Source organism: Enterococcus sp. HY326, from assembly GCF_026157065.1.
Taxonomy (GTDB): domain Bacteria; phylum Bacillota; class Bacilli; order Lactobacillales; family Enterococcaceae; genus HY326.
This window is the reverse complement of record NZ_JANLGQ010000009.1, coordinates 25,239-50,188: the sequence shown is the minus strand read 5'-3', so window position 1 is coordinate 50,188 and position 24,950 is coordinate 25,239. Positions and strand designations below refer to the sequence as shown.

Genomic DNA, 24,950 nt, shown 5'->3' with positions numbered 1-24,950 from the left:
AACAAATAAGGAGTTCGCCACTATTTTTTAAATAAAAGTATTGCGAAAAAAATAAGATGAGCTTAGGAAATTAAATGTAACGACACCTAAGGTTAAATAAAGAAGCTAACTCAGTAGTGTCGTTACTAAAAATCCCTTAGCATCCAGTGTTTTATAGATGAGTAGGGAGGGTGACTGTAAAAATTGTTCCTTGATTTAAGCGACTGCTGACAGTAACCTTCCCACCAAGGGCTGTTGTATATTCCTGCACGATTGCCAAACCCAGACCGGTGCCTCCGGAATCACGGCCACGGGCTTTGTCGACACGATAAAAGCGTTCAAAAATGCGTTCTTGTTCCTCTTCGTCAATTTCAATGCCAATATCTGTGATGGAAAAAATTAGCTGGGCTGTTGTCAGTTGATAAGCAATCGTAATCGTAGTTTCTTCGAAGGAGTAGTTAATAGCATTTTCGATTAAATTTTTAACAATTGGCTGGAAAAATTTCGGCTGGGTTACAAAATAAGCAGGCTCAGGACCATCGATGGTGATGGTCAAATTTTTCTCAGCAATCTTGCGGCGGTAATTACCGCTGATTGTCGTAAATAATTGATGTAGCTCAATACTTTCGGGTTCGGCTAAAACCGTTTTGCCATCTTGTGACAACTGAATGATTTCTTGAATTAGCTGCTGCAGTCGTTTGGCATCCTTTTGCATAATCAATAAAAATTCAGTTAAGGTCACGGGATCCTCTTTTGCACCGTCTAATAAAGTTTCGGTAAACCCAATCAAAGAAGTGACCGGTGTCTTTAATTCATGGGAGACATTGCCGACAAAATCCCGCTGCAATTTTTCTAACTGCTTGACACGGGTTAAATCATAGGCGATGCCAATCAATTGAGGTGCTTGATTTTCATCTTGGACATAGCGAATTGAGATGTCTAAGACTTGCTCTTTTGGAAATTTCATTTTCAAAATTTCATGCACGAGGGGATGCTCACTGGTCGCCTGGTGAATCAGTCGAATTAATTGCGGATCCTCAATAACATCTGTGTAAACGGTCGTTTCATCAATTGCAGTGAAACCCAGATGCTCCCGAATTTTTGGGTTTGCAAATTTTAATTGGTCCTCTTCATCAATGATAAAAACGCCAATCATTAAATCATTTAACAAGGTATAAAACTGATTTTCTGTGGAGGTATAGGCTAAGTAAGTACTGCTCATCTTCTCGCTCAGCTGATTAATCGTCAAATATAATTCTTCCCATTGATTGGAGGCCTCTAAAATATTGCTGGAAACCTCGGGATGGTCCACCATTTTTTTTAAAACTGGTAGAACAGTTTCCATCGGCCGATTTTTTTGACGGATTAGATACAGGACCATCAGGGCAATGATGATAAATGCAATCGTCAGCACGAATAAAATGGATCGGCGGAAATTCTCCGCTGAACTGGCAAAGCCGGCAGTTGTTTCGGATATTCTTAAAATACCGATGCGTTGATTGTCCAGTATAATCGGCAGAGCAACATAAAGTAATTCTTCTCCTAAAGTAGCGCTTTGGCGCAATGAGGAGCCTAAAGAATTCCCGGATAAAATTGCCTGAATCTCTGGCCGATCATTGCGCTCTCCCATAAGCGTTGGGTCGTAGCTGTCATATAAAATCGTGCCGTCACGGTCCATCAAGGTAATCCGCTCCGTCTCATCTGTCACAAAGTCATTGAGCATCTGTTTGATTTCATCCGTCACCTCAAGGCCTTCATCAATCGTCCGATTTTCTAGCTGAGTGACAATCAGACTGCCATTTTTTTGTAAATATTCAGTCTGCTGCTGGATAACTTCTTCTTTAAAAAAATGATTGATGGTCAGCCAGCTGCCGATAAACAAAAGTAAGACGACGACTAGACTGAGGACAAACTCAAAACGTTTCCGCTGAGTTCTCATTTTTTTGGCTCCTGAAACCGGTAGCCGAAGCCGCGGACGGTTTGCAGGTATTCTGGATGCTTCGGATCTTTTTCGATTTTTTCCCTCAGGTGGGAGACGTGGACATCGACAATTCGGCTTTGTCCGGCAAAATCAAATTGCCAAATTCGATTTAATAAAGTATCCCGGTCAATTACCCGGTCTTTGCGCTTCATAAAGTAAACCAAAAGTTCAAATTCTTTTGGTGTCAAAATGATTTCTTGACTGTTAACTAACACTTTGAAATTGGAGAGTTCAGCTTTGATGCCGCCCACCTGTAGCCACTCCTCTTCTTCATCAAAGGGCTTTTCTGATGTAGCATTTTCCCGTGGCTCTACCCGCCGAAAAATGGCCTTCATGCGGGCTAAAACTTCCCTTGGACTGAAGGGTTTTGTCAGATAGTCATCGGCCCCCATTTCTAAGCCAAGAATACGGTCGATTTGGTCGTCTTTAGCCGTCAGCATCAAAATCGGTGTATCAATTTTTTCTTGACGCAGGCGCTTAGTGACCTCCATACCATCTAAGCCTGGCAGCATGATATCTAAAATAATAAAATCAAAAGGCTCACTTAGCGCTAGTTCCAGTGCTGAGCGGCCATTTTCAGCAGTAGTAACGTGATAGCCTTCTTTTTCTAAATTGAATTTTAGCAAAGTGGAAATTGACGGCTCGTCATCCACTACCAATACTTTTTTTACATTTTCCTTCACTCAATTTACTCCTTATGTTCGACTTGAACTGATTTTAAATATAATAAGTAAAACTGCGTAGTTCTATGCTCATTTTAACATAGAAGTAAAGAGTAGGACTATTGTTCAGCGGGAATAAATGTTATAATAAAAAAGCAATTTTTAGACGTTGATTAGCCAAGGAGGCCAGCTAAAAATGAAAAAGCCAAGCATTGGAGTCAGCAGCTGTCTAGGCGGAGTCAAGTGTCGCTATGATGGCGGCAGTAATCCAGTTGACCAGCTGCAAACTTTGGTTCAACAAGGTGAAGCTGTAATGATTTGCCCTGAGGTCATCGGCGGTTTACAAACGCCGCGTACGCCAGCAGAGATTGTCGGCGGTGACGGCTTTGCGGTCTGGCAAAACCAAGCTAAAGTCATTACAAAAACTGGCGAAGATGTCACTGAAAGCTTTAAAGCTGGTGCTATAAAAGCTTTTGCAGAATTACAGGAGGCTGGTGTAACCACAGTGGTCTTAAAGGCGAAAAGTCCTAGCTGTGGCTGCGGTTTAATTTATGACGGTAGTTTTTCCGGTGTAAAAATCACCGGTGTTGGTGTAGCGACAGCTTATTTCATCAATCAAGGCTTGATGGTTTTATCTGATGAGGACTGGCTGAAAAAAACGACTGAAGGAGCGAGTATCCATGGAGCTTGAAAAAACCAATCGCATGAATGCATTATTTGAATTTTATTCAACACTGCTGACTGAAAAGCAGATGAATTATATGGAGCTGTATTATGCGGATGATTTTTCGTTGGGGGAAATCGCCGAAGAGTATCAGGTCAGTCGCCAAGCCGTCTATGATAATATAAAGCGTACGGAAAAAATTCTTGAGGACTACGAGCGGAAGCTGTCGATGTTTTCCGATTACATCGTTCGGGGAGAATTATTAGATACACTGAGTGACTACATCAGTGAGACCTATCCAAAAGATCAAAAAATTCAAGAAATTATCGAAGCAATCCAAGAAATTGACGAATAAAGGATGGAATTAAGTCATGGCATTTGAAAGTTTAACAGAACGCCTGCAGGGTGCGTTAAGCAAACTGCGGCGCAAAGGAAAAGTCAGCGAGGCTGATGTTAAAGAAATGATGCGAGAAATTCGGCTCGCTCTATTAGAAGCCGATGTAAACTTGCAAGTGGTGAAGGAATTCACCAAAAATGTTCGCGAACGGGCAGTTGGGGTGGAAGTTTTAGACAGCTTGTCACCAGCCCAACAAATTGTCAAAATTGTGGACGAAGAATTAACCAAGACCCTCGGCTCAGAGACCGTCGGCTTGAATAAATCCCCTAAAATTCCAACAGTCATTATGATGGTTGGTTTGCAGGGGGCTGGTAAAACAACCTTTGCTGGAAAACTTGCCAATCATTTAATCAAAACGGAAAATGCCCGGCCATTAATGATTGCCGGTGACGTTTACCGACCAGCGGCGATTGATCAGTTGAAGGTGTTAGGCCAACAGTTAGATGTGCCAGTATTTGATATGGGTACCGATGTCAGCCCAGTGGAAATCGTCCGCCAAGGGATGGCGTTAGCCGAAGAAAAGAAAAATGATTATGTCATCATTGATACGGCGGGTCGTCTGCATATTGATGAAACTCTGATGGATGAGTTGAAGCAAATCAAAGAAGTCGCCCAGCCAAACGAAATTCTTTTAGTTGTCGATGCGATGACCGGTCAAGACGCTGTCAATGTAGCAGATAGTTTTAACCAACAGCTGGGTATTACTGGGGTTGTCATTACCAAACTCGATGGGGACACTCGTGGTGGTGCGGCGCTGTCAATTCGTTCGGTGACCGGTGCGCCAATTAAATTTATCGGTTCCGGTGAAAAACTAACCGATTTAGAAATTTTCCACCCAGATCGAATGAGTTCCAGAATTCTCGGCATGGGAGATATGCTGACTTTAATTGAAAAAGCTCAGCAGGATTACGATGAGAAAAAGGCCGAAGAATTAGCCCAAAAAATGCGGGAAAATTCCTTTGACTTTAATGACTTCATCGAACAATTAGATCAAGTTATGAGCATGGGTCCACTAGAAGATTTGATGAAAATGATTCCTGGCATGAATCAAATGCCCGGTATTGAAAATATCAATGTTGACCCGAAAGACGTTGCCCGCAAAAAAGCGATGGTCCTTTCAATGACTCCAGCAGAACGGGAAGATCCTGATTTATTAAATCCAAGTCGTCGCCGACGGATTGCCGCTGGTTCTGGGAATTCTGTCGTCGAAGTCAATCGGATGATTAAGCAATTTAAAGAATCCCGCAAAATGATGCAGCAAATGTCTAAAGGGAATATGAATAATATTCCCGGCATGGATCAAATGTTTGGCGGCGGGGTCAAAGGTAAGCTTGGCAAGATGGCCATGAATCGGATGGTTAAGAAAAATAAAAAGAAGAAAAAGAAACGGAAATAAGCGAATTTCAGCGATTTCGTTCCATCAGCACTCACTCGCGATAATAAGAGTGGGTGCTTTTTAATTGAATGAGGTTTGTAGGCTTATCTTTTTGAGAGAAGAAGTTTTAGAGGTTTAGATATGAGAACAGCAGCAAAAACTGAAAAGTTTTTGCTGCTGTTTCTATTATCTTCATTTTTTAATTTTGCCTAAACTGCTACGCTCATTCCTCCCTCAAAATGGCAGAATCTGAGGAGCGATGTTTTTCAACTTGAGCGGCAAGAGTTTGTTTCAATTCGAAATTTTCAGTATAGTCTTGAGCGAAAACGCAGCTGTATAACACATCTAAAATGTAAGTGATTGAATAATCTGTTGCAAAGGAGGCAATTTTTGAGTATAGCTTTTCTTGCGTAGACAAATGCAAAAGGCAGTCAGCTGTTCGGGAGAGACTGTTTTCCCCGAGGCTCGTTAAAAGAATAATTGGAATCTGTTTTTGTTTTAATAAGTGACTGACATCCTTAAGAACTTCCGTTTCCCCAGAATAACTGATGATAATGGCACAAGAATCTGCTTCTGCCAAACCAGCCCGAAAAATTAATTCACTTTGCAGGGCATGGATGCGGACCTCTTTTTTGATGCGAGCCATATTATGAGCGAATTCTTGCGCAAGTAAAAGATTGTTGCTGACGGCAAAAAGATGAATTGTTTTGGCGTTAGTAAGCAACGTCAGTGCTTGGCGCAATTGATTGTGGCTGAGCAAATTTAATGAATCTGCAATCGCTTCTTCTTCTAAAGCGGCAATTTTGGCGGCGATTGACATCAAAGAATCAGCTTTTGTGAAGGGGCGATTGGCGTCGACCTTGGCAACAAATTTATCTAAATAATCAATTTCCCTCAAATAGTCAGCTTTAAATTCGCTCCAGCCTGAATAATTTAATTTTTGGGCAATCCGTACTAAAGTCGACTTTGAAGAAAAAGTCGACTGCGCAATTTGACTAGTGGATTTATCGGTAATATTGTCTCCTTCAACTAACAAATAGTCGACAACTTTTTGTTCGCCAGCCGTAAAAGAAAAGGTTTCTAAACGTTCCCGAATTAACATAGTGGCCTCTTTTCCAGAACAGTGTTTCAAAAATAGCACTCAAGAATCAGGCAATTTTAGAACACTGCTCCAATTTAAAGTTAACCCATTTCACTTCATTTTAGCAGTTGCTATGATAAATGAAAACAAGCAGATAAAAAATTCTGCTTGATTAAGGGGTGAAGTTGTTGAATGAACTAGACAAACAGGCTGCAGGTTTAGCATATGATTTTTTTGATAGCCAACTAGTAAAAACGAAAGAGCGAGCATTGAAACTTTGTCAGGAATTTAATCAGATTGATCCGACTGATTTAACCAGCCAAAACATCAAAATTCAAGAGATCTTTGGCTCGACTAAGGGGCCGGTTTATATGCAGCCCAATTTTTTCTGTGACAATGGCTTAAATATTCATGTCGGCAAAGATTTTTTGACGAATTATAACGTGACGATTTTAGATTGCGGGCCTGTGAAGATTGGTGATTTTTGCATGATTGGACCGAACACCTTGATTACGACAGTCGGCCATCCCTTAAATCCCCAAGCTAGAAGGAAAAAGTTGGCTCAGGCACAGCCGGTGATTATCGGCAATGATGTTTGGATTGGTGGCAATTGCACTATTTTACCGGGGGTCAAAATAGGTGATGGAGCAGTCGTCGCAGCTGGAGCAGTCGTGACCCAAGATGTCCCTAGTAATACGGTGGTTGCTGGTGTGCCGGCCCGTCCAATCAAAAAACGAATTGATGAGATATAAAAGGAGAGAATCGATGACTAAAAAGAAAATACTTTTTGTTGTAGAAGATGCAACGAATAGAAGACCTGTGATGAATCGGTTGTTCAGGGAATTTCAAGATACTGTTCAAAAAGAAGGAAGCCTTTATACAATTGAAAAAATCACTAAAGAACAACGCAAGCAACCAGAACTTAAAGCCAATTTAGTTGTTCTAGATTCGTCATTACGCTTTTTAAAAAATGATTTAGGGATATTGACGGAGGAGCAGGTGCCTGTGAAAGTGATTCCTGATGAGGTTTATATTATGGGAGAAGCAAAAAAATTGTTGGCGGAATTAGAGGACATGCTACTGACAAGCTGATATGAAAAAGATGATTTAGTCAGTAATATATCATGAAAAAAAGTGAGATTAGTTTATGGATAACTAATCTCGCTTTTCATTTATCAACACTACGTGAGTGGCGGGAATCGAACCTGCGCTGTTCTATAAATAACGCCAACAATCATAATCGTTTAGAATTATTTTTGAGCAGAATAGCATATAACACTCACAGCAGTAATCATACTGGAGTTCTGCTTGAAATCATAAAAATACGATTTTACAAAAATGTCTCGCAAATAAAAAGAGGAAAGATCTTCAATGCTGCTCAGTTCCAAAAATAGGTGCTAGCACAAAAGTATTCTTCATCTAGGAAATGATAATTTATGAAAACGTCATCCTACAGCTTTTTTTACAAGCTTGATAGACTAAAAGATTATTGATTTAAAAATCAATACCAATAATAATTTTTTCAACAAAACAATCCTGAAAAAATTCATTAATTTCGTTTAATATCTTTAATTTGAAGAAGCGGATTATGTCATAAAGAAGTTTCTTTTTTAAGCCAAAGAGTCCTGAGTATATGGGTAGAAAAGGCATGATTAAATTTGTAAACCGTTTTAACCTATTCAATTTGCCTCTTTTTTATCCGTAAGTTCAAGCAAAACAGTTTCCATCCATAAAGCTCCCCCGTATAGTGAAAGGAAGTTATCGTTAAGACGATAAATTTTGCTGATGGAGGGGAAATAAATGGTAACAAGAATAAATTTGGATAATACTGAATGGCCGCTAGAGAAAATTTTACAGCAGGTGGGAGACGAGCTTGAAGCAGTTGTGAAATTAGAGGCTGAAAACGGCACAGACGTGATGGTGATTGCCAATGATGAATGGCAGCATATCCTAGAATTATTAGGAGCGACCCAAGCGCAGGGCTATCGCTTGGATGACGAGCTGCCAGATTCAGTTGAAACTATCGTGATGCAACCAGATGATGCGAACACAACGACTGGCTTGGTGACTGATCAAGCAGAGCCACTACATCCGGAAGCCGACTTTGAGTTGGAGGCTGGCGAAATTGCTGAAAGTGATGATGTGCTAGATTAATCAGAAGAATAGCGGTGAAAGCTACTTATAAAGCTACTTAGGAATTTGCATTAGCAAGTTCTTAAGTAGTTTTTTTATGTCTCAAAGAAATAAAAAACTTGAGTAGTGTTTTTGCTCATCCAAAAAAATTATGAAATCCAACTCTTAAATAAAAAGATTTTTTTGCTTTATCTATAAAAAAATAGCGATTTTTGCTATTTTATCTTCTTTTAATAAGGTATCATTATTTTAAGAAGACAAGTGCTATGGTTCACATGCAGCTGGGAGATTATTGGAGACAATATGAAAAATAATTTAGGTTATTATCTAAAATTTAAACGGGCAACGAGAAAAAAAGATTTGTCAGCAACAATTTTAATGCTTTTGCCCTTTTTATTGATTATTGGTCTCTTTTTTGTAAACCAAACGTTGGCTCAAAGAGAGCAAGCGGCGATTTCTGCCCGAAATCAAATGATTAGTGAAAATGCTCAAGAATTTCTAGATAGAGACACTTCTCAAGATGACTATGACTATGATTATTCAGAACAGTATTATCAGGCTTGGTTTGAGAGTGGTCAAAATGATTTAGAGCGAATTGAAGTGTATGAACACGGGACATTTTTAGAACGCTTAAAGAGGGAAAATCAGGAATTTGATACTTTTTATAATGTGCCTTTACAGGAATGGGATTATCCAGAAGAGGAAGTGGAAACGTATGGGTTTTACGTAAAACCATTTGTTGATGGCAAAAGACTGGTCAATAATTATTTAATCGACCAGCAGATTGCTGATGATTCTATTCGTTATGGAACGAACACGGCAACTTTTTTAATTTCTCTTTCGGTCTACTTGACGGGAATTGGCGGACTTTGCTATTTTATGCTGTGTTTTGGTTTTAATCAGTTAAAACAAAATGAAAACGATAAATATCGTTTTTTAGCAGTCCAGCCTTTGCAGCGGCGAACTATTTTTTTAGCCGACTTTTTAGAGTTTTTAGGTCGTTCGGTTGGCTATCTGTTATTGCTAATTGTATTTGCCTATTCTCTGGCCTGGCTTTTTGGTGAGGCCAGTAGTTGGGACTATCCGGTATTGACCACGGTCAGCGGCCAAATGAGCAGTCTTACTATACTTCCGGTCTGGCATTATTTAGTAATAGTGTTTGGAATGTTTCTGGTTAATCTTAGCGGATTTTATTTTATCACGTTGCTGATTTTTTTACTTATCCGCAAAAGTTTTGTGAGTATTTTTTTCAGTTTGGCAATCTTTGCTTACTTCTTTGTCTTGAGTCAGGTAAGTTGGCCGACAAACCTGCAGGAGGCTATCAGCTATAGTCCGACAACATATGTTACACCATCAGCCATTTTAATCGGCCAAAGTAATGAAGAACAACAATTAATCAGTGATGGTGGTTCAAGGGGAAATCCTGAAGACGATACTTTTTCGCTTTTTTATTTTTTATTTACGGCAGAGAATGGTGGCTATTATACCGTAGCTAATTTAGCGAGGAAAACTGGCAATGGGCAAATTAGCTGGCAAAGAGGATGGTTAAGTTCGGGGATTTTTACTGGTTTAATGGCGGCCATTAGCAGCTGGCTATTTAAAAAGAAAATGTGTAGTTAAGTAAAGGAGTCGCTATGGGGGATGTGAAAAGTTATTTACGATTTAAACGTCAGCTGAATAAACACGATTTACCTGCCAAATTATTATTGCTGCTGCCTTTTTTGCTCATCAGTGGACTATTTTTTACGAATCAATTATTAAATAATCGAGAACAATCTGAGATTCAGCGGAGTTATCAAGAGCAAGAGGCGTATCAGCAATTTACGATTGATGCGGATTATTTGTACGATGATCCTTCGTTTCCAAAAACAATGCAGGTGATTCGTGAAGGAACAGAAGCCCTCGTTGCAAAATTTGCCTTGTATCATCAGGGAACGACTTCTGAAAAATTAACTTTAGAAATTACTGAACTGGAAAAATACTATCAATTGGCCCCACGAGTTTGGTGGCGCTATCCAGATATGGAACAAGAAGTTTATGGTTTTTATCCGACATTTTTTGTTGACGGCAAGCTATTAACTGACCGCTACTTGTTGAAAAATGATATGAAACCTGATTCCATGCGTTATGGGACTGGCACAGCAACTTTTCTCGTGTCACTATCGGGTTATCTGACGGGGATTTTAGGTCTTGTTTATTTTATTCTGTGCTTTGCATTTAGTAATTTGAGACGTAATGAAGCTGGCAAGTATCGTTATTTTGCCGTGCAGCCATTGGGTCGCAGTCGGATTTTTTTAGCGGATTTTTTTGAATTTATTTTGAAGTCATTTGTTTATTTGCTGGGAATTTTTGCTTTTGCCTATCTGCTAGCTAAAGTCTTGGGCCCGTCACAGGGCTGGGATTATCCTGTACTGATTGCTACAGGAAATCAGATAGGGCAGTTATCGATTTTACCTATTTGGCAGTATCTTTTCATTACCTCAGGTTTGTTTTTACTAAATCTTTGTTTTTTCTATTTTTGTGTGCAGCTATTATTTTGCTTATTGCGTAAAAGTTTTGTGGTGGTGGGGCTTACTCTGGCTATCTTTGCTTACTTTTTTGTTCTTAGCCAGCTTATTTTGCCGGAAAATATACAGCTAATCGCTGCCTACTCGCCGACAACGTATGTTAATCCCAGTCAGATAATGATTGGTCAAAGTCATGAGCCACAGCAACTAGTGATGGAGACCTATGAACAGTCTAATTGGGAAACCGATTTTTTTCTATTTGAAAACTACGCCTTTACTACTGAAAATGCAGGTTATTATATGGGCCATAATCTGATTGTTAGAACCGGTAATTCTCAGATAAGCTGGAGTAAAGGTGTGCTTAGTTTAGTTGTGATAAATGGTCTACTATTTTTACTGAGTATCGGACTGTTTAACAAGCGAATGTGCGATTAATCTTTAGGAGAACTTATGCAGACATTTAAAACTTATTTATTTTTTAAACGAAAACTGAGTCGCAGGGATTTGACGACAAACATTTTACTGATTATTCCTTTCCTTTTGATTGTCTTGCTCTTTTTCTCAAATCAAACGCTGCGTCAGCGGGAACAAGATCAGCTCTGGGTAAGGGATCAAGAAATAATTAAACTTAATAAACAATTTTTAGTAGACTACGGAGACAGTCCAGAAGTTGTGTTGCCAGAAAATCAAGAGGCTTTCAATGAGTCTACTCAAAAAGTCATTGATGAACTTGAATTATTTCATAATGGGAGTTCTACCGATCGCATAGCAATAGAAAATCAGTGGTTTGATGGCTATTATCGACTTTCGCCTCACCTTAGTGTCTATGGACCCACTCCTATGGAACTCTATGGTTTTGAACCGGGATTTTATGTCGATGGCCGCAAATTAGTCAATGATTATTTATTGGAACAAAATATTGCCAATGATTCTATTCGCTATGGGACGAACACCCAAACTTTCTTGATGTCACTTTCAACCTACTTGTTGAGTATTTTTGGTTTAGTTTATTTCATGCTTTGTTTTGGTTTTCAAAACTTGAAGTTTAACGAAGCCAATAATTATCGTTTTTTTGCAGTTCAACCACTTTCTCGAGTCAAAGTATTTTTGGCGGACCTGCTAGAATTTCTGTTTCGCAGTCTCCGCTTTTTAGTTGTACTAGGCTGTTTTGCCTACGCTATCCCATGGCTGTTTGGCAGTAGGAGTAGTTGGTTATTTCCTGTTTTAATGAAAGGGCAATTTTACCAATATCACATTATCCCAGTTTGGCAATATTTGTTAGTTGCCGGTGGAATATTTTTATTAAATCTAATGCTGTTTTATATAGTTAGCCAGTTATTTTTTCTATTTCTGCGGAAAAGCTTTGTCAGCATCTTTTTGAGTTTGGCGCTGTTTGCGTATCTATTGTTTGCCAGCCAATTGACTCTTCCAGCACAGCTTAGACCATTAGCAGCCTACAGTCCAAGCACATATGTGTCTGCTAGTGAAATTTTTTTCAGTAATAGTAACGAGGACCCCATCTTGATGGAGGGTGGTTATTCAACAAACCCGCTAGCTCCCAATTATGAGGAGGACTATTTTAGTTTTGATGCTGAGAATATCGGCTACTATTCTAATCTCAGCTTAGCTAGGCGAACATCAAATCCAAATATCAGCTGGCAAAAGGGTCTGCTGAGCTTAACGGTCTTTAACGGCGTAATGTTAATTGTATGCAGTCAAATTTATAAAAGAAAAATGTGTAGTTGAGACAGTCAAAAAAATATTTCGGAGCATAAAGGAGCAGCGAGATGATTCTTAAAATCAGTCAGTTAACAAAATACTTTAAAGAGCAGTGTGTATTAGATGAGGTTGACTTAGAAATTAGCGAGCCGACAATTATGGCGCTGGTAGCCCCCAACGGTACGGGGAAATCAACTTTTTTAAATATCATTACGAATATAGAATCGGCCAGTTACCAAGAAATTACTATTTTAGACAAAAAGCATACAGATCCTAGTATTTTTAAAGAGGTGACCTATCTGCAGGATAATTCGGTGCTTTATGGGGAGCTGACCGGCCAAGATCATCTAGACTTTGTCGCCAGTCTCCATGAGATTTCAAAGGAGGCACAGCAGGCTTTAACCGATCGCTTGCAGATGACTGGCTATTTGAAAAAGCAGGTCAAAAAATATTCTTTAGGAATGAAGCAGCATCTGCTATTTGCGATGGCGGTGTTGCCTGAACCGCAATTAATTATTTTAGATGAACCGTTAAATGGCTTAGACCCCTCCAGTGTTCTGCGGGTTCGGGAGATTTTAAAGGAGCTGCACCAAGAGGGGACGACGGTACTTTTTTCTTCCCATAATTTAGATGAAATCGATCGTTTGACGGATAATATTTATTTTCTTCATGAAGGAGATTTTATTTCTGCCAAAGACTATCACGCTCAGAGGTTGGATTATACTTTTGTGCTAGAGGAGATTGCCCAAGCTGCTGCTTATCTTGCTCAACAGCAGCTGACCTTTGAACAGCTGGCACCAAAGAAAATCGAAGTGACCTTGACACAAGACGAATACCAAGAATTGTTAGCGTATTGCCGACTTAATGAAATTCTGATTCATGATACGGCAATCAGTGAAGAGAGTACCCAAAATATTTATTTCGACTTGTTTAGGAGTAAAGATTATGAAACTGATGAAGTTTGAAGGAGTTAAATGGCTGCGGCAATTAAAAAATAAACTATTGGTGGTTGCACTACTATTAGCGTCATTTGGGTTTGTTTTTATCTCCAATCAGCAAAATGAAGAGCAACGGCAAACCCATTTAGAAGAGTTATCAGTGCTGTACAATCGCTATTATGACAATCTGATGAGTCTGCAGATGACCAACGAAGAAGTGAGCGAGGAGGCGGCTGCGACCATCAGCCTTTACAATCAAGGGATGCAGGCAATTGATGAAGAATATATTGGCATTGATCAAGATGATTGGCAGCGGGCCATTAGTGGGTATCTTGCTTGGCAAAGCAATCAGCTAGAGTTGCTGGCTGTAGGGGAGAATGTGGGTAGCGAAGTTGACCAGGCAGAAGTTGAAATGAACTTGCAGGTGAACCAGTATTTTCTTGACCAAAAGATTGAACCACTGCGTTATCAGAAAAAGATTAGCGGGTTGAATACCTTGCAATTGTTTTATCAAGGTGCGATTGGCATTGTCTTAGTTTTGGTGTTGGTCTTATTATTTTTTGATTTGTTCACCAGTGAGTTTGAAAATCAGAGCATCAAGCTTTTATACACACAGCCCTTTAAGCGGAGCGCTTTTATTAAAAGTAAAATTCAGTTTGCCTTTTTTTTAGTGATGGGATTAAGTATTGCTCTAACAATTGTAATAGTTTTAGGAGGCAGCCTCTACTCGCAGGATTTCGGAATCCTGCGTTATCCAATCGTGATTTCTGAAGACTTTGTTCTTGAATTATGGCAATATCTGCTTTTACTTTTTGCGACAGATGTTTTATGGAGTGTCTTAGTAATTTTGCTAATCGCTTGGCTGTCGTTGGTGACAAAACGCAGCCTACTGACCATTGTGTTAAGTATCTTTTTATTAGCTGCTCCTTATGCTTTTATTGAAATGCTGGATGATGGCGGCAGCTTATGGCGCTGGTTTCCCCATTATTATTTGCAGATGCCAACAATTATTCAAGAAGCAGCTATTGCCGACAACTTAGGGGCAGTGCTGTTACAAGGCGGGGTACTTTTATTACTCACTATGCTGATTCTAGGAGTTCTTTTGAGTTATCAAATAAAAAAAGAACGAACAGTCAATGACATGGCAATTAAAATTAATTAAGCAAATGTAATTTGTCAAAACAGAATAAAGAGTTTCATCAAAAAAGCAGCACTAGTCAAAAGCAGTATAACCGCTTATTGACTAGTGCTGTTTGGTATTTTATTCGCTAAATTCAAGAAAAGTATAATAATCAACAGAGAAAGCCCGCTTAACCTAGCTTAGCAATTTTTTTCTCCCGCCGCTCCTGCAGGCGTTGAATGAGGGTATCTGAGTATACTAAAAGTCCACAAATTAAAGTGACGATGACTAGTTGAATGATCAGCTGCACCACATACGGTAACAACGAGGCATTGGGCTCATAAAATGCTACGGTATATTGATAATTCAACAATGGTGGTGATACTAAGAAACTCACAATTAGATTTGCATAGAGAGCCATAAAAATAAAAATCGGCAACCGCCATTTAGGCACTAACAGAAAATGACCATTGTTTTCTAAGGACACTTTTTGGAAGGCTTTGACAGCTAAAAAGATAAATAAACAACCGAGTAGGATTAACACCACTGGTAACAGGACTGGATTCGTTTGTTTAGCCAGACCGAAATTGAAATAACTTGAAAAATCAATCGGTATCACTTCGGTAACCCCGTAAATTAAAAGCTGTAGATTATTAAGCAGCTCAGGGATTCCTAAAAACATCGTGCCGTATACCAGCACTGTCAAAGGTCCTAAAATTAAATTGCCGGTTAAAATCCCAATAAAAATCCCCATTATCAAGTTGAGGAAGGCTAGCGCCCAAGTGCTAATCAAGCTGGAAAGCAGCGGCCCAAGTTCACTATTAAAATACGGGTCCGGAATATTCAGACTGATTATGGCCAATTGGATTAAAGTTGCCATAATAAAAACAATCAAAATTGGTAGTGCAACTGTCAGTAATTTTCCCATAAAGATTTTTTTGCGGGAAATGCCGCTGGAAAATAGAAAGGTATTGAAAGATGTTTTTAAATCCACAAAGAATAATAAGAAACCTAAGGCTAGAAAAATCATCCCATTTAATTCAAGAGGGCGAAATGAATTGTAATAATATTCTCCGCTTGCCCGATAGTCTCTTTCATAGAGTCCCTCACTATAGCTATAGCCATTGCCTCTTGCAAAAACATAAAGCTGCTGGTCGCGATAATCCTCCAAAGATGTAGGTTCTTCTGAGAGGATATTTCCCTGCTCATCAAAGGAGGTTTCAATATTATCATTAGGTTGATAGTACTCACTAAAATCCTTTGAAAAATAATACTCGTGATTAGATTGCCAGTTGCCAATAAAATTTGTTGCTGAAAATATATAAAATAGAACAATCAGCAAGGCTGCAATCAGTACAAATTTCCCGTAGCGCTGTTTCATCAGCGCAAAAACTTTTTTATCCATCTTCTGCTCCTTTACATAAATAGTTGGTAATCAGCTTCCCGACTGAGATTGGCTTCAAATAAATCCTCTAAACTTAAAGGCAGCTCTTCAAAAACGATTGGCTCTAATTGTTTGATTTGCGCTTCTAATTCTGGCGTATAATTTTCAAAGACTGCCGTGATCACGCGTCCTTGAATGTTTACGACCTTACTATTGGCCTTCACCAGCTCTGGGACTTGTTTTTTCTGAAAGACTAGCTGCAACTTGCGAGATTGCTGACGAATCGTTTCCAACCGATAATCCTGGACGATTTGATTGTCTTTTAACAGCAATGCTCGGTCAATCAGGCTTTCTAGCTCATTTAAATTATGAGAAGAAATCAAAACTGTCCGATGGGCAGCCCCCATATTTTCCAACAGTAACCGAATCACGTTCTTTTTGACAATTACATCTAAGCCATCAAAGGGTTCGTCCAAGAATAGATACGGCGCATTGGAAGCCAGCGCTAAAATAATATTGAAGAGGCCTTGCATCCCCTTGGATAAGGAACGATAATTTTTCCGCAATGGTAATTGTTGCTTTTGCAGCAGATTTAAAAAGAAATCAAAATCAAATTCCTGATAGACTGTCTGGTAAAAGCGACCAATTTTTATCAAGGAATAATGGTTTAAGAAATGATATTGTTCATCCAAATAAAAAAGTCGTTCCTGCAGGTGAGGAGCTGTTAATAAATCTTCTCCTTCCAGCAAAACTTCGCCGCCATCTGCTAAATAATGGCCGGCTAGCGTGCGAAACATTGTCGTTTTCCCCGAACCGTTACGGCCGATTAAGCCGATGATTTCACCAGGAGTCAAGTCAACCGAAATATTATCTAGGACGACTTGGTCATCAATTTTTTTAGTCAGGTGTTCAATCTTCATGGAGAGCACCCCCCAGACTTTTTTCTGATTCCTGCAGCCAGTCGATGATTTCATCTTGGGAGACCAAGAGATGACCGGCTTCAATTACTAAATCGTTGAAACGCTTTTTTAATTGGGACACCTTGTATTCATCCCGTTGAATATCGTCAAGATTATTGACGTAAGTTCCTTTACCCTTCACAGTGGTCAAGACTTGTTCCCCCTCCAGTAATTTATATGCTTTACTAATTGTGTTGGGATTCATCATTAATTGAGCTGCCAGTTCCCGCACAGAAGGTAAGCGGTCGCCAGCCTGTAAAATCCCCTGCAAAATATCTTCCTTGATACTCAGCATTAATTGTTCATAGTAGGGTTTGCTACTATTCTTATTTATTGAAACCATTAGAAGCTCCTTTCTAAATTTAAAAAGCAACTGTTTCTTGTGTACTAGTATAAATAGTACACTGAATTTTGTAAAGTTTTTTTTGAAAAGTTTTGCTACACTAGAGAAAACAAAAAGAAAATATACGAGGTGATGGAGATGACCCGATGCGGTTGGGCAGATGCCAATCAAAAAATGCAGGAGTATCATGATACGGTCTGGGGAGTGCCGGTTTACGATGACCAAAATCTTTTTCGTAAATTAATGTTAGACATCAATCAGGCGGGACTAAGCTGGCAGACGATTTTAAATAAAATGGAAAATTTCGATGCGGCCTATGACAATTTTGATATTGAAACAGTGGCTAATTACGATGAGGAAAAAATTTTAGAGCTGCTGGACAATCCCGGCATTATCCGCAATCGTCGTAAGATTGAGGCGGCCATCAACAACGCTCAAAAAGTTTTAGAGCTGCAAAAGGAAATCAGTTTGAGTGACTATCTGTGGCACTTTACTGATAATCAAGTCATCTATGGTGACTATCAGACATTGGCGGAAGTTCCGGCGAATACGCCGTTATCTGATCAGATTGCCAAGGATTTAAAAAAACGTGGGTTTAAATTTGTCGGCTCTACGACGATTTATGCTTTTTTACAAGCCGTGGGCATCGTCAACGACCATCTGCAAAGCTGTTTTCGTTATCACCAAGACTAATCTGTTGAATGCAAGAAGGGCAGCATAAGCTAGTCCTTCTTTTTTAACTGACCAGTAGGATTGTCTAGTGAATAAAAAGTGGTATGATAAGTTTATTGAATTTCAAAGGAGTGCTGTTATGAAAGTTGCGGATATGCATTGTGATACCATTTTAAAAATCTATCAGAGCCATTTGGATGGTCATTACCAAGGACTGCGGGAAAATGATTTTCAAATTGACCGGCAAAAATTATTAGCAGGGGATTATCTGGTTCAAAATTTTGCGATTTATGTAGATCTTGAAACCGCCAAAAATCCCTATCAAACAGCTAAGGAAATGATTGCCTGCTATCAAGAGGAACTATCTTTAAATCAAGACTGGCTAAGACCGGTCACGACGGTTGCGGAAATTCTGGACAATCAACAGCAGGGCTTTATCAGCAGCATGCTGACTATGGAGGAGGGAGCGCCTTTGCAGGGAGAAATTTCTAAATTGGAGGAATTTTATCAAGCAGGGGTGCGGATGCTGACATTAACATGGAATTTTAAAAATGAAATCGGCTATCCCAATGCAATTTATGCTGATGAAGCAGAGCAAATCGTAACACTAGAGCAAGCAGGCTTAACTAAAGCCGGCTTTGGGATTGTAGAGCGGATGGCAGAGTTGGGGATGATTGTCGATGTTTCCCACGGCTCAGATCAATTGGTGAAAGATGTGCTGGCCACCACCAAAGGACCTTTTGTCGCCAGCCATTCCAATGGCCGCCAAGTAAAAAATCATTACCGCAATTTGCCGGATGACTTAATCAAAGCAATTGCCAATCGTGGCGGGGTTATCGGCATGAATTATTATGAAAAATTTTTACGGGCAGCAGATGACCAAACACATTTGCTGACTAAATTAGTCGAGCATATTTCGTATTTGAAAAATGTCGGCGGTATCGACTGCGTCGGCTTAGGTTCGGATTTTGATGGAATTCGCTTAAACTCGGATCTCAAGGACGCTAGCTATTTGCCGCAATTAGCGTTAAAACTGTCACAGGCCGGTTATTCTGATGGAGAAATTGAAAAAGTATTTTCAAAAAATGTTTTGCGCTTGTATCAAGATGTTTTAAAATAAATAGTAGCTGTGTGAGTTATAGAAAAGACAAAAAATTTTACTGGTAGCGTGCGCAGTCAAGACCTTACTATAATTTCTGACAACAAAAAGAGGGTTCATCAACTAACGCTGATGAACCCTCTCGATTATTTTTGAAAAATGGTTTGCTTATCGGTATTATTTTGAATTTGCTTCAAAGAATGGTACAAACGCATCTACGATTGTTTGTAAGAAACCTTTTGTATCTGCAACGATTTCGCCATCTTCACCGATTAAAGTGTGGATGCCGCCGATGTAAGCTTCAGGTTGTTGCAAAGTAGGTACGTTCAAGAAGACTAATGATTGACGCAAGTGGTGGTTAGCACCGAATCCAGCGATTGCACCTGGTGATACAGTGACAACTAAACCTGGTTTGCCATCCCAAACGCTTTGGCCATAAGGGCGAGAACCAACATCAAGAGCGTTTTTCAAAGCCGCTGGTACTGAACGGTTATATTCAGGTGTTACGAAAACAAAGCCATCCAAGCCTTTCACTTCATTACGGAAACGAGTCCAAGCTGCTGGCACATTGCCGTCAGTGTCAAGGTCTTCATTGTAAAATGGCAGGTCGCCGATTTCGATAAATTCAGCTTCGTATCCTGCTGGTAAAAGACTAGCAATTGTTTCGCCAACCTTTTTGTTGTATGAGTCTTTTCTTAAGCTACCGATAAAGAATCCAATTTTTTTTGTCATGAGTAAGTTCCCCCTGTTTTTTGTTTGTTGTTTTGCTATGAACCTATAATAAAAAAGATTCGGAAATAATTCAAACAAAACGACTTACAAAAAGTAAGGAAATTTATTTCGAAGGAGAAATAAATTTGAAAATACTGATTTAACAGCGTTTAGTGTGGGGAAAATAAGTAAAAAAGATTTTGATAAAACTAGCGAGGAGAGAAAAAATTTGGAGATTAAAAAAATTGCTGACTTAACAATCACCCAGCAGCAAAAGCTGACCCAGTTTATTAATAAGATGAAACAAGCAGCTCAACAAGAATATAAATTAGAAGAATTAGCTGTAGGAGAAAGTGAGCAGTACACCTATTTCGTGGCAGAAGCTGCCGGAGAAATTGTCGGATTGGGTGTTTTAAGCCAGTTTGATCCCAGTGAAAGTGAAATCACACTAGTTACAATTAATGATGAATCGATTATTGAAAAATTATTAACAGCGGTTTTAGCGGCTTGTCAGTCACCGATGATTAAAAGTATTCTTGTGATTGTCGAGGCAAAGGATGTCCAACAAGAGCAAGTTATCCGCCAAACAGGCTTTAAATATGCCTTCACAGAATTGGCAATGATTTTAGATATCGAAAAATCGGCGGCCTTTACTGAAACGAAATTGCCGCAAGAGTATGAAATCGTCCCGGCCACTCTTGCAGATGATTTAACCATTTTAAAATTTTGGCAGCCAGAAGCTGAAACAGCAGAAAATATTTTTTCTGAAGCGGATATCTTAAGAACCTTTCTTTTGAAAAAAGACGGGCAGGTTTTAGCGTCAATGCGGGTCGACCATGGAAAAGAGCGGCTAGGAATTTATGGGGTAGTCGTCAAAGAAGAGGTGCGAGGACAAGGCCTCGGCCGCTTATTTTTAGCGGCAATGATAAATCGCTTGAAAAAATATCAGCTGCCCCTTTATTTAGAAGTGGAAAAAGATAATGGTTCAGCTAAACATCTATATCAAAGCTTAGGCTTTCGTGAAATAGCTCAGTTTAATTATTTCAAAAAAGAGTAGTCTGCTAATCAGCAAACTACTCAAAGGTACTCCTCGGACTTGAGGAGTTGCCCCTGCCAAGGTGCTTTTATTTTAGCATAGGCGGCTGCTTTTTGAGAGTTTTTTGAATTAATTTTGAGGTGTCAAGAAAAAACTCTTTACAAGGTCGTAGAAACCTGTTAAACTAGCTTTTGTGATTAAGTTAATGGAGGTGTAATTAAAAAATGGCAGTTAAAATTCGTTTAAAACGTATGGGTTCTAAAAAGAAACCTTTTTACCGTATCGTCGTAGCAGATTCTCGTTCTCCTCGTGATGGACGTTTCATCGAAACTGTAGGTACTTACAACCCTTTGAAAAACCCTGCAGAAGTAGTTTTAAAAGAAGATTTAGTTTTAGAATGGTTATCTAAAGGTGCGCAACCTTCTGATACAGTTCGCAATTTGCTTTCAACTGAAGGCGTAATGCAAAAACACCATGAAGCTAAATTTACAAAGAAATAAGGTGAGTCTCAATGAAAGATTTGCGAGAATTAGTCTTAACAATCGTTCAACCATTAGTCACTCATCCTGATCGGGTTCATTTAGAAGTTACAGAATCAGATGACTTTTATGAGTATAATCTTTCTGTAGATCCTGAAGATATTGGTCGTGTGATTGGAAAACAAGGTCGAGTTGCCAAGGCAATCCGGACTATTGTTTATTCGGTTCGCACCAATGGCCCCAAGAGAGTTCGACTAAATATTGTAGATAAATCCTAATATCAAAACACCTGATTGTTTAGACAGTCAGGTGTTTTTTTATGCTGTTGATAAGAAGACTGCTGAAAAAAATGCAAGCGATTTTTTTGGTAACTTGAAAAATGAAGCGTATTATAAAAGTTCAGGAGGTAAGTCATATGAAAAAAATTGTTTTACTCTGTGGACTGGTTTTATTGGCAGGCTGTTCAACCGAAAATAATCAAGAGACAGCAACAACCGAAGAAGCAAGTGTCAGCAACGAAATTAGTTCAACATCAACCAATGACTCTACGACAATCTCAAGCTCTAGTGAAAATACAGTGGCAGAAGACACGTCGGCACTGGCGGAATTGCAACAGCAATACCCCAGCCAATTATTTCCAACAGATATTCCCTATGATAGCACCAATTTTTTAAATATCGCAGCGGATATTGAAGCAAATCATGTCTCAGTGTTATATTATCAATTGCCACAAGCCTATGTGTTGAATGATCATCATTTAAATGATGCCCAGCCTCTTGCGGCCTTCAAACAGGATAATTTTTCCACAACCGCCGAGGCTCAAGCGGCAGTCAGTAAAATTCCAGCTGACGGGGCGAGCCAAGTTGATTTGGGGTCCAACATTACCGGCTTTTTAGAAGGAGCAGCTGGTTCAACTTATTTAGCTTGGGATGAAGGTAACTGGTCATTTAATATCCGAGCCAACAATAATGCCAATCAAGATCCTGTACCAATCGCCAAAGAAATCGTCAATTATCTTGAGACAGCCTTGCTGCCGGCTCCCGACACCGACGGCCAAGTGACAATTGATATGGCAGTGTCTGATTACACGATGACGGCAATCAGCTGGCAGGAGGGAACAGTAGTCTATACAATTGAAAATTTCAATTACTTAAATGGCTTGAAGATGGCTGTTTCCATGGCAAATTAAATTCTAGTGTAGCAATTTTTTTAGGAAATAATTCTTTAAATCATTCTGTTGCTAAGATTTCATTTTACTTCTTCAGAAAAATAATTAAAAACTGTGTGGGTTTATCAAAATTTTTTATTGAGAGATGGTAAAAGTCGCTTTCTTACTCAAGCTAGAATTCTCCGCTCAATTCTGCTAAAATATAGCAGATAATAAAAGAAGCGAGGAAGCTTATGACGGACTATTATAATGTTGGAAAAATTGTCAATACACAAGGCATCAAAGGAGAAGTGCGGGTGATTTCCCAAACAGATTTTCCTGAGAAACGCTACCAAAAGGGCGCTGTTTTAACCTTGTTTCAAGAAAAGAAGGCACCACTTGAATTAACGGTGAAAAGTCACCGCAAGCATAAAAATTTCGATATCTTAAGTTTTGAAGGCCATCCGACTATTAATGATGTGGAAAAATATCGTGATGGTATTCTAAAAGTGGCTGCCACTGATATGGGTGAGTTGGAGGATAATGAATTTTATTACCACGAGATTATTGGCTTAAAAGTCGTGGATGGTCAAGGCCAAGAAATCGGCAAAATTAAAGAAATTTTATCTCCAGGCGCCAATGATGTGTGGGTCGTACAGCGACCGAAGAAAAAGGATGCACTGATTCCTTATATCGAATCAGTTGTTAAAAAAGTTGATTTAGCAGCCGGTGAAGTTGAAGTGGACATACCTGAAGGATTATTAGACGATGAAGATTGATGTGCTAACTTTATTTCCCCGAATGTTTGAAGGGCCACTAGGCGAATCGATTATCGGCAAGGCCGTTGAAAAAGATTTATTGGAGATTAAAGTGTCTAATTTCAGAGAGTTCTCTGACAATAAACATCAGGCAGTCGATGATTATCCTTACGGCGGCGGTGCCGGCATGCTATTAAAAGTGCAGCCAATCTATGATAACTTAACGGCCATTCAAAAAGAAAATCCCACAACCAAAAAGCGGGTGATTTTACTCGATCCAGCGGGGAAACAGTTCGATCAAAAAATGGCGGAGGAATTTTCAAATGAAGAGCATTTGATTTTTATCTGCGGCCATTATGAAGGCTACGATGAGCGTATCCGCAGTCTGGTGACAGATGAGGTTTCTTTAGGAGATTATGTCTTGACCGGCGGAGAGTTAGGTGCGATGGTGATGATTGATGCTACAGTACGCTTATTACCAGAGGTTTTAGGCAATCAAACATCGGCGCAAACCGATTCTTATTCTACTGGACTTTTAGAACACCCGCAGTATACTCGCCCAGCAGTCTTTAACGACATGGAAGTGCCGGCCGTTTTAACCAACGGCAATCATCAATTAATTGCGAAGTGGCAGCTAAAAGAATCGTTGCGGCGGACGTACTTGCGGCGCCCGGATATGCTGGCTAAGCTGACACTAACGGATGAAATGGAAAAATTGTTGGCTGAAATAAAAAAAGAAGAAGCCTGAAGCAAAATTTTAAAAAAGCTATTTCTCAAGGCTCAGCTACGTGCTGAGTCTTTTTTTATAAAAGGAGGCAATTAAACATGGCAGTCAGTTCATTAGCAGAAAAATATCAATTTGAAAATTGGGGCGTTGTCCGTTGGGGGAGTCGTGATGGAACCGTGGTTGACACGATTGTCGTTCATCATATGGCGATGACCGATTTTGATGGTGTACCGGATGTCTGGCGTGAACGAGAAGCATCCGCTCATTATGGCATCGGCCCGGCTGGCGAAATCCGGGCCTACGTAGACGAAGAAAAACGTGCATGGCACGCAAAAGATGAAAATAGCCGCTCGATTGGTATCGAGTGCTGCAATGTCAGCGGTGAACCTGATTGGTTAGTGTCTGATGCGACAGTCGCTAGTCTGGTAAAATTAATTCAAGATATCCAGACTCGTTATGATATTAAAATAATTGAAGGCCATTGCGATGCGCCGGGAAATGAGACCGCCTGCCCGGGGCCATCTCTTTATCCCAGATTGGCAGAAATTCGTCAGCAGGTGGGGCTGTAATAAAAAATACCGGCATTTTTTTAAAATGCCGGCACGGATATTAACTAGCTAATTCTGTCTTCTGAGCCTTCGTTAGTTTAGCGAAGACCAAATCATAAGAGGTTTTAATCATCGTTTCAATCATCTCATCAGAAATTTCAGGAGCCGCTAAGCGAATCGAGTTCCAATGTTTTTTATTAGCATAATATCCTGGGATGATGATGTCTGGATATATTTCCCGCAGCTCTTCATTTTTTTCAGGAAGATTTTTTAAGGTAATCAAGCTCTCAGCACTAGCTTCTGGGCTCATCATGCCAAACTGCTTACCTAATAAATCAAAATAAATCGTACCCCAGTCCTCACGGAAATAAACCTTAGCTCCTTTTAGAGAATTGCCATAGTCTTTAAAATGTTCAATTCTTTTTGTAATCAGCTGTGTCTCCATCTCAATACTCCTTAGCTTTTCTTCAAGAATATAATGAAAAAAGTTAAGCTGCAAGTGTATTTTGTATAGAAATTTTTTTGCAACTG

28 protein-coding genes are annotated in these 24,950 nt (G+C 39.5%); 20 read left to right on the top strand and 8 right to left on the bottom strand.

The window, feature by feature from the left end:
- Positions 1-151: 151 nt before the first annotated feature.
- Together ORH16_RS17355 and ORH16_RS17350 are read right to left on the bottom strand one after the other, a co-directional pair.
- Positions 152-1,918 carry an ATP-binding protein gene (locus ORH16_RS17355; RefSeq protein ID WP_265460164.1) on the bottom strand — a complete coding sequence of 589 codons (1,767 nt, stop codon included), beginning with the start codon at positions 1,916-1,918 and terminating at the stop codon, positions 152-154.
- The gene (locus ORH16_RS17350; RefSeq protein ID WP_265460163.1) at positions 1,915-2,643 is read right to left on the bottom strand and encodes a response regulator transcription factor; all 729 of its coding nucleotides are present in this window, start codon (positions 2,641-2,643) and stop codon (positions 1,915-1,917) included. Before ORH16_RS17350 ends, ORH16_RS17355 begins: the two co-directional genes overlap by 4 nt.
- 175 nt (positions 2,644-2,818) lie before the next feature.
- Between ORH16_RS17350 and ORH16_RS17345 the strand changes: the two genes are divergently transcribed.
- Genes ORH16_RS17345 through ffh form a run of 3 tightly spaced genes read left to right on the top strand, consistent with a single transcriptional unit; the run spans position 2,819 to position 5,079 of the window.
- Complete coding sequence (locus ORH16_RS17345; RefSeq protein ID WP_265460162.1) at positions 2,819-3,313, top strand: DUF523 domain-containing protein; 495 nt, start codon at positions 2,819-2,821, stop codon at positions 3,311-3,313.
- Complete coding sequence (locus tag ORH16_RS17340) at positions 3,303-3,641, top strand: putative DNA-binding protein (protein ID WP_265460161.1); 339 nt, start codon at positions 3,303-3,305, stop codon at positions 3,639-3,641. The genes ORH16_RS17345 and ORH16_RS17340 overlap by 11 nt, the downstream gene beginning before the upstream one ends.
- A 16-nt stretch (positions 3,642-3,657) precedes the next feature.
- A complete protein-coding gene (ffh, locus tag ORH16_RS17335) occupies positions 3,658-5,079 on the top strand; it encodes a signal recognition particle protein (RefSeq protein ID WP_265460160.1) in 1,422 nt (473 codons plus the stop codon).
- 202 nt (positions 5,080-5,281) lie between these two features.
- Here the strand turns inward: ffh and ORH16_RS17330 are convergent, their stop codons facing one another.
- A complete protein-coding gene (locus tag ORH16_RS17330; protein ID WP_265460159.1) occupies positions 5,282-6,160 on the bottom strand; it encodes a MurR/RpiR family transcriptional regulator in 879 nt (292 codons plus the stop codon).
- A 167-nt stretch (positions 6,161-6,327) separates the two neighbouring features.
- Here ORH16_RS17330 and ORH16_RS17325 point away from each other — a divergent pair, with 167 nt between their 5' ends.
- From ORH16_RS17325 to ORH16_RS17290, 8 genes are all read left to right on the top strand, one after another.
- The gene (locus ORH16_RS17325; protein WP_265460158.1) at positions 6,328-6,891 is read left to right on the top strand and encodes a sugar O-acetyltransferase; all 564 of its coding nucleotides are present in this window, start codon (positions 6,328-6,330) and stop codon (positions 6,889-6,891) included.
- Positions 6,892-6,904: 13 nt separating this feature from the next.
- Complete coding sequence (locus tag ORH16_RS17320) at positions 6,905-7,231, top strand: hypothetical protein (protein WP_265460157.1); 327 nt, start codon at positions 6,905-6,907, stop codon at positions 7,229-7,231.
- Between the two features lie 708 nt (positions 7,232-7,939).
- Positions 7,940-8,293: a hypothetical protein gene (locus tag ORH16_RS17315; RefSeq protein ID WP_265460156.1), complete on the top strand. Its 354-nt coding sequence runs from the start codon at positions 7,940-7,942 to the stop codon at positions 8,291-8,293.
- Between the two features lie 282 nt (positions 8,294-8,575).
- A complete protein-coding gene (locus tag ORH16_RS17310) occupies positions 8,576-9,892 on the top strand; it encodes a hypothetical protein (protein WP_265460155.1) in 1,317 nt (438 codons plus the stop codon).
- 14 nt (positions 9,893-9,906) lie between these two features.
- The gene (locus ORH16_RS17305; RefSeq protein ID WP_265460154.1) at positions 9,907-11,214 is read left to right on the top strand and encodes a hypothetical protein; all 1,308 of its coding nucleotides are present in this window, start codon (positions 9,907-9,909) and stop codon (positions 11,212-11,214) included.
- Between the two features lie 15 nt (positions 11,215-11,229).
- A complete protein-coding gene (locus ORH16_RS17300) occupies positions 11,230-12,525 on the top strand; it encodes a hypothetical protein (protein ID WP_265460153.1) in 1,296 nt (431 codons plus the stop codon).
- Positions 12,526-12,566: 41 nt separating this feature from the next.
- Positions 12,567-13,463, top strand: a complete 897-nt coding sequence (locus ORH16_RS17295) for an ABC transporter ATP-binding protein (RefSeq protein ID WP_265460152.1) — start codon at positions 12,567-12,569, stop codon at positions 13,461-13,463.
- Positions 13,444-14,598, top strand: coding sequence for an ABC transporter permease subunit (locus tag ORH16_RS17290; protein WP_265460151.1), 1,155 nt, complete (start codon positions 13,444-13,446; stop codon positions 14,596-14,598). The genes ORH16_RS17295 and ORH16_RS17290 overlap by 20 nt, the downstream gene beginning before the upstream one ends.
- Positions 14,599-14,746: 148 nt before the next feature.
- Here ORH16_RS17290 and ORH16_RS17285 read toward each other — a convergent pair whose 3' ends face one another.
- Genes ORH16_RS17285 through ORH16_RS17275 form a run of 3 tightly spaced genes read right to left on the bottom strand, consistent with a single transcriptional unit; the run spans position 14,747 to position 17,242 of the window.
- Complete coding sequence (locus tag ORH16_RS17285) at positions 14,747-15,961, bottom strand: hypothetical protein (protein ID WP_265460150.1); 1,215 nt, start codon at positions 15,959-15,961, stop codon at positions 14,747-14,749.
- Between the two features lie 11 nt (positions 15,962-15,972).
- The gene (locus ORH16_RS17280) at positions 15,973-16,860 is read right to left on the bottom strand and encodes an ATP-binding cassette domain-containing protein (RefSeq protein WP_265460149.1); all 888 of its coding nucleotides are present in this window, start codon (positions 16,858-16,860) and stop codon (positions 15,973-15,975) included.
- Positions 16,850-17,242 carry a GntR family transcriptional regulator gene (locus tag ORH16_RS17275; RefSeq protein ID WP_265460148.1) on the bottom strand — a complete coding sequence of 131 codons (393 nt, stop codon included), beginning with the start codon at positions 17,240-17,242 and terminating at the stop codon, positions 16,850-16,852. Before ORH16_RS17275 ends, ORH16_RS17280 begins: the two co-directional genes overlap by 11 nt.
- A gap of 138 nt (positions 17,243-17,380) precedes the next feature.
- Here ORH16_RS17275 and ORH16_RS17270 point away from each other — a divergent pair, with 138 nt between their 5' ends.
- The gene (locus ORH16_RS17270; protein ID WP_265460147.1) at positions 17,381-17,935 is read left to right on the top strand and encodes a DNA-3-methyladenine glycosylase I; all 555 of its coding nucleotides are present in this window, start codon (positions 17,381-17,383) and stop codon (positions 17,933-17,935) included.
- A gap of 118 nt (positions 17,936-18,053) precedes the next feature.
- Positions 18,054-19,034, top strand: a complete 981-nt coding sequence (locus ORH16_RS17265; protein ID WP_265460146.1) for a dipeptidase — start codon at positions 18,054-18,056, stop codon at positions 19,032-19,034.
- Positions 19,035-19,190: 156 nt separating this feature from the next.
- Here ORH16_RS17265 and ORH16_RS17260 read toward each other — a convergent pair whose 3' ends face one another.
- Positions 19,191-19,745: an NADPH-dependent FMN reductase gene (locus ORH16_RS17260; RefSeq protein WP_265460145.1), complete on the bottom strand. Its 555-nt coding sequence runs from the start codon at positions 19,743-19,745 to the stop codon at positions 19,191-19,193.
- Between the two features lie 208 nt (positions 19,746-19,953).
- Here ORH16_RS17260 and ORH16_RS17255 point away from each other — a divergent pair, with 208 nt between their 5' ends.
- The 7 genes from ORH16_RS17255 (at position 19,954) to ORH16_RS17225 (ending at position 24,440) form a co-directional block, all read left to right on the top strand.
- On the top strand, positions 19,954-20,781 hold the full coding sequence (locus tag ORH16_RS17255; protein ID WP_265460144.1) for a GNAT family N-acetyltransferase: 828 nt from the start codon (positions 19,954-19,956) through the stop codon (positions 20,779-20,781).
- A 203-nt stretch (positions 20,782-20,984) separates the two neighbouring features.
- Positions 20,985-21,260: a 30S ribosomal protein S16 gene (gene rpsP / locus ORH16_RS17250; protein ID WP_265460143.1), complete on the top strand. Its 276-nt coding sequence runs from the start codon at positions 20,985-20,987 to the stop codon at positions 21,258-21,260.
- A gap of 11 nt (positions 21,261-21,271) precedes the next feature.
- Entirely contained in the window at positions 21,272-21,517 is a 246-nt protein-coding gene (locus tag ORH16_RS17245) for a KH domain-containing protein (RefSeq protein ID WP_265460142.1), read from the top strand.
- A 137-nt stretch (positions 21,518-21,654) separates the two neighbouring features.
- Positions 21,655-22,428 carry a hypothetical protein gene (locus ORH16_RS17240; protein ID WP_265460141.1) on the top strand — a complete coding sequence of 258 codons (774 nt, stop codon included), beginning with the start codon at positions 21,655-21,657 and terminating at the stop codon, positions 22,426-22,428.
- 212 nt (positions 22,429-22,640) lie between these two features.
- Positions 22,641-23,165, top strand: a complete 525-nt coding sequence (rimM, locus tag ORH16_RS17235) for a ribosome maturation factor RimM (RefSeq protein WP_265460140.1) — start codon at positions 22,641-22,643, stop codon at positions 23,163-23,165.
- The gene (gene trmD / locus ORH16_RS17230; protein ID WP_265460139.1) at positions 23,155-23,892 is read left to right on the top strand and encodes a tRNA (guanosine(37)-N1)-methyltransferase TrmD; all 738 of its coding nucleotides are present in this window, start codon (positions 23,155-23,157) and stop codon (positions 23,890-23,892) included. Before rimM ends, trmD begins: the two co-directional genes overlap by 11 nt.
- A 77-nt stretch (positions 23,893-23,969) precedes the next feature.
- Positions 23,970-24,440, top strand: a complete 471-nt coding sequence (locus tag ORH16_RS17225; protein WP_265460138.1) for an N-acetylmuramoyl-L-alanine amidase — start codon at positions 23,970-23,972, stop codon at positions 24,438-24,440.
- Positions 24,441-24,480: 40 nt separating this feature from the next.
- On the opposite strand, the gene ORH16_RS17220 is transcribed toward ORH16_RS17225, so the two are convergent.
- A complete protein-coding gene (locus ORH16_RS17220; RefSeq protein WP_265460137.1) occupies positions 24,481-24,864 on the bottom strand; it encodes an MmcQ/YjbR family DNA-binding protein in 384 nt (127 codons plus the stop codon).
- Between the last annotated feature and the right edge of the window lie 86 nt (positions 24,865-24,950).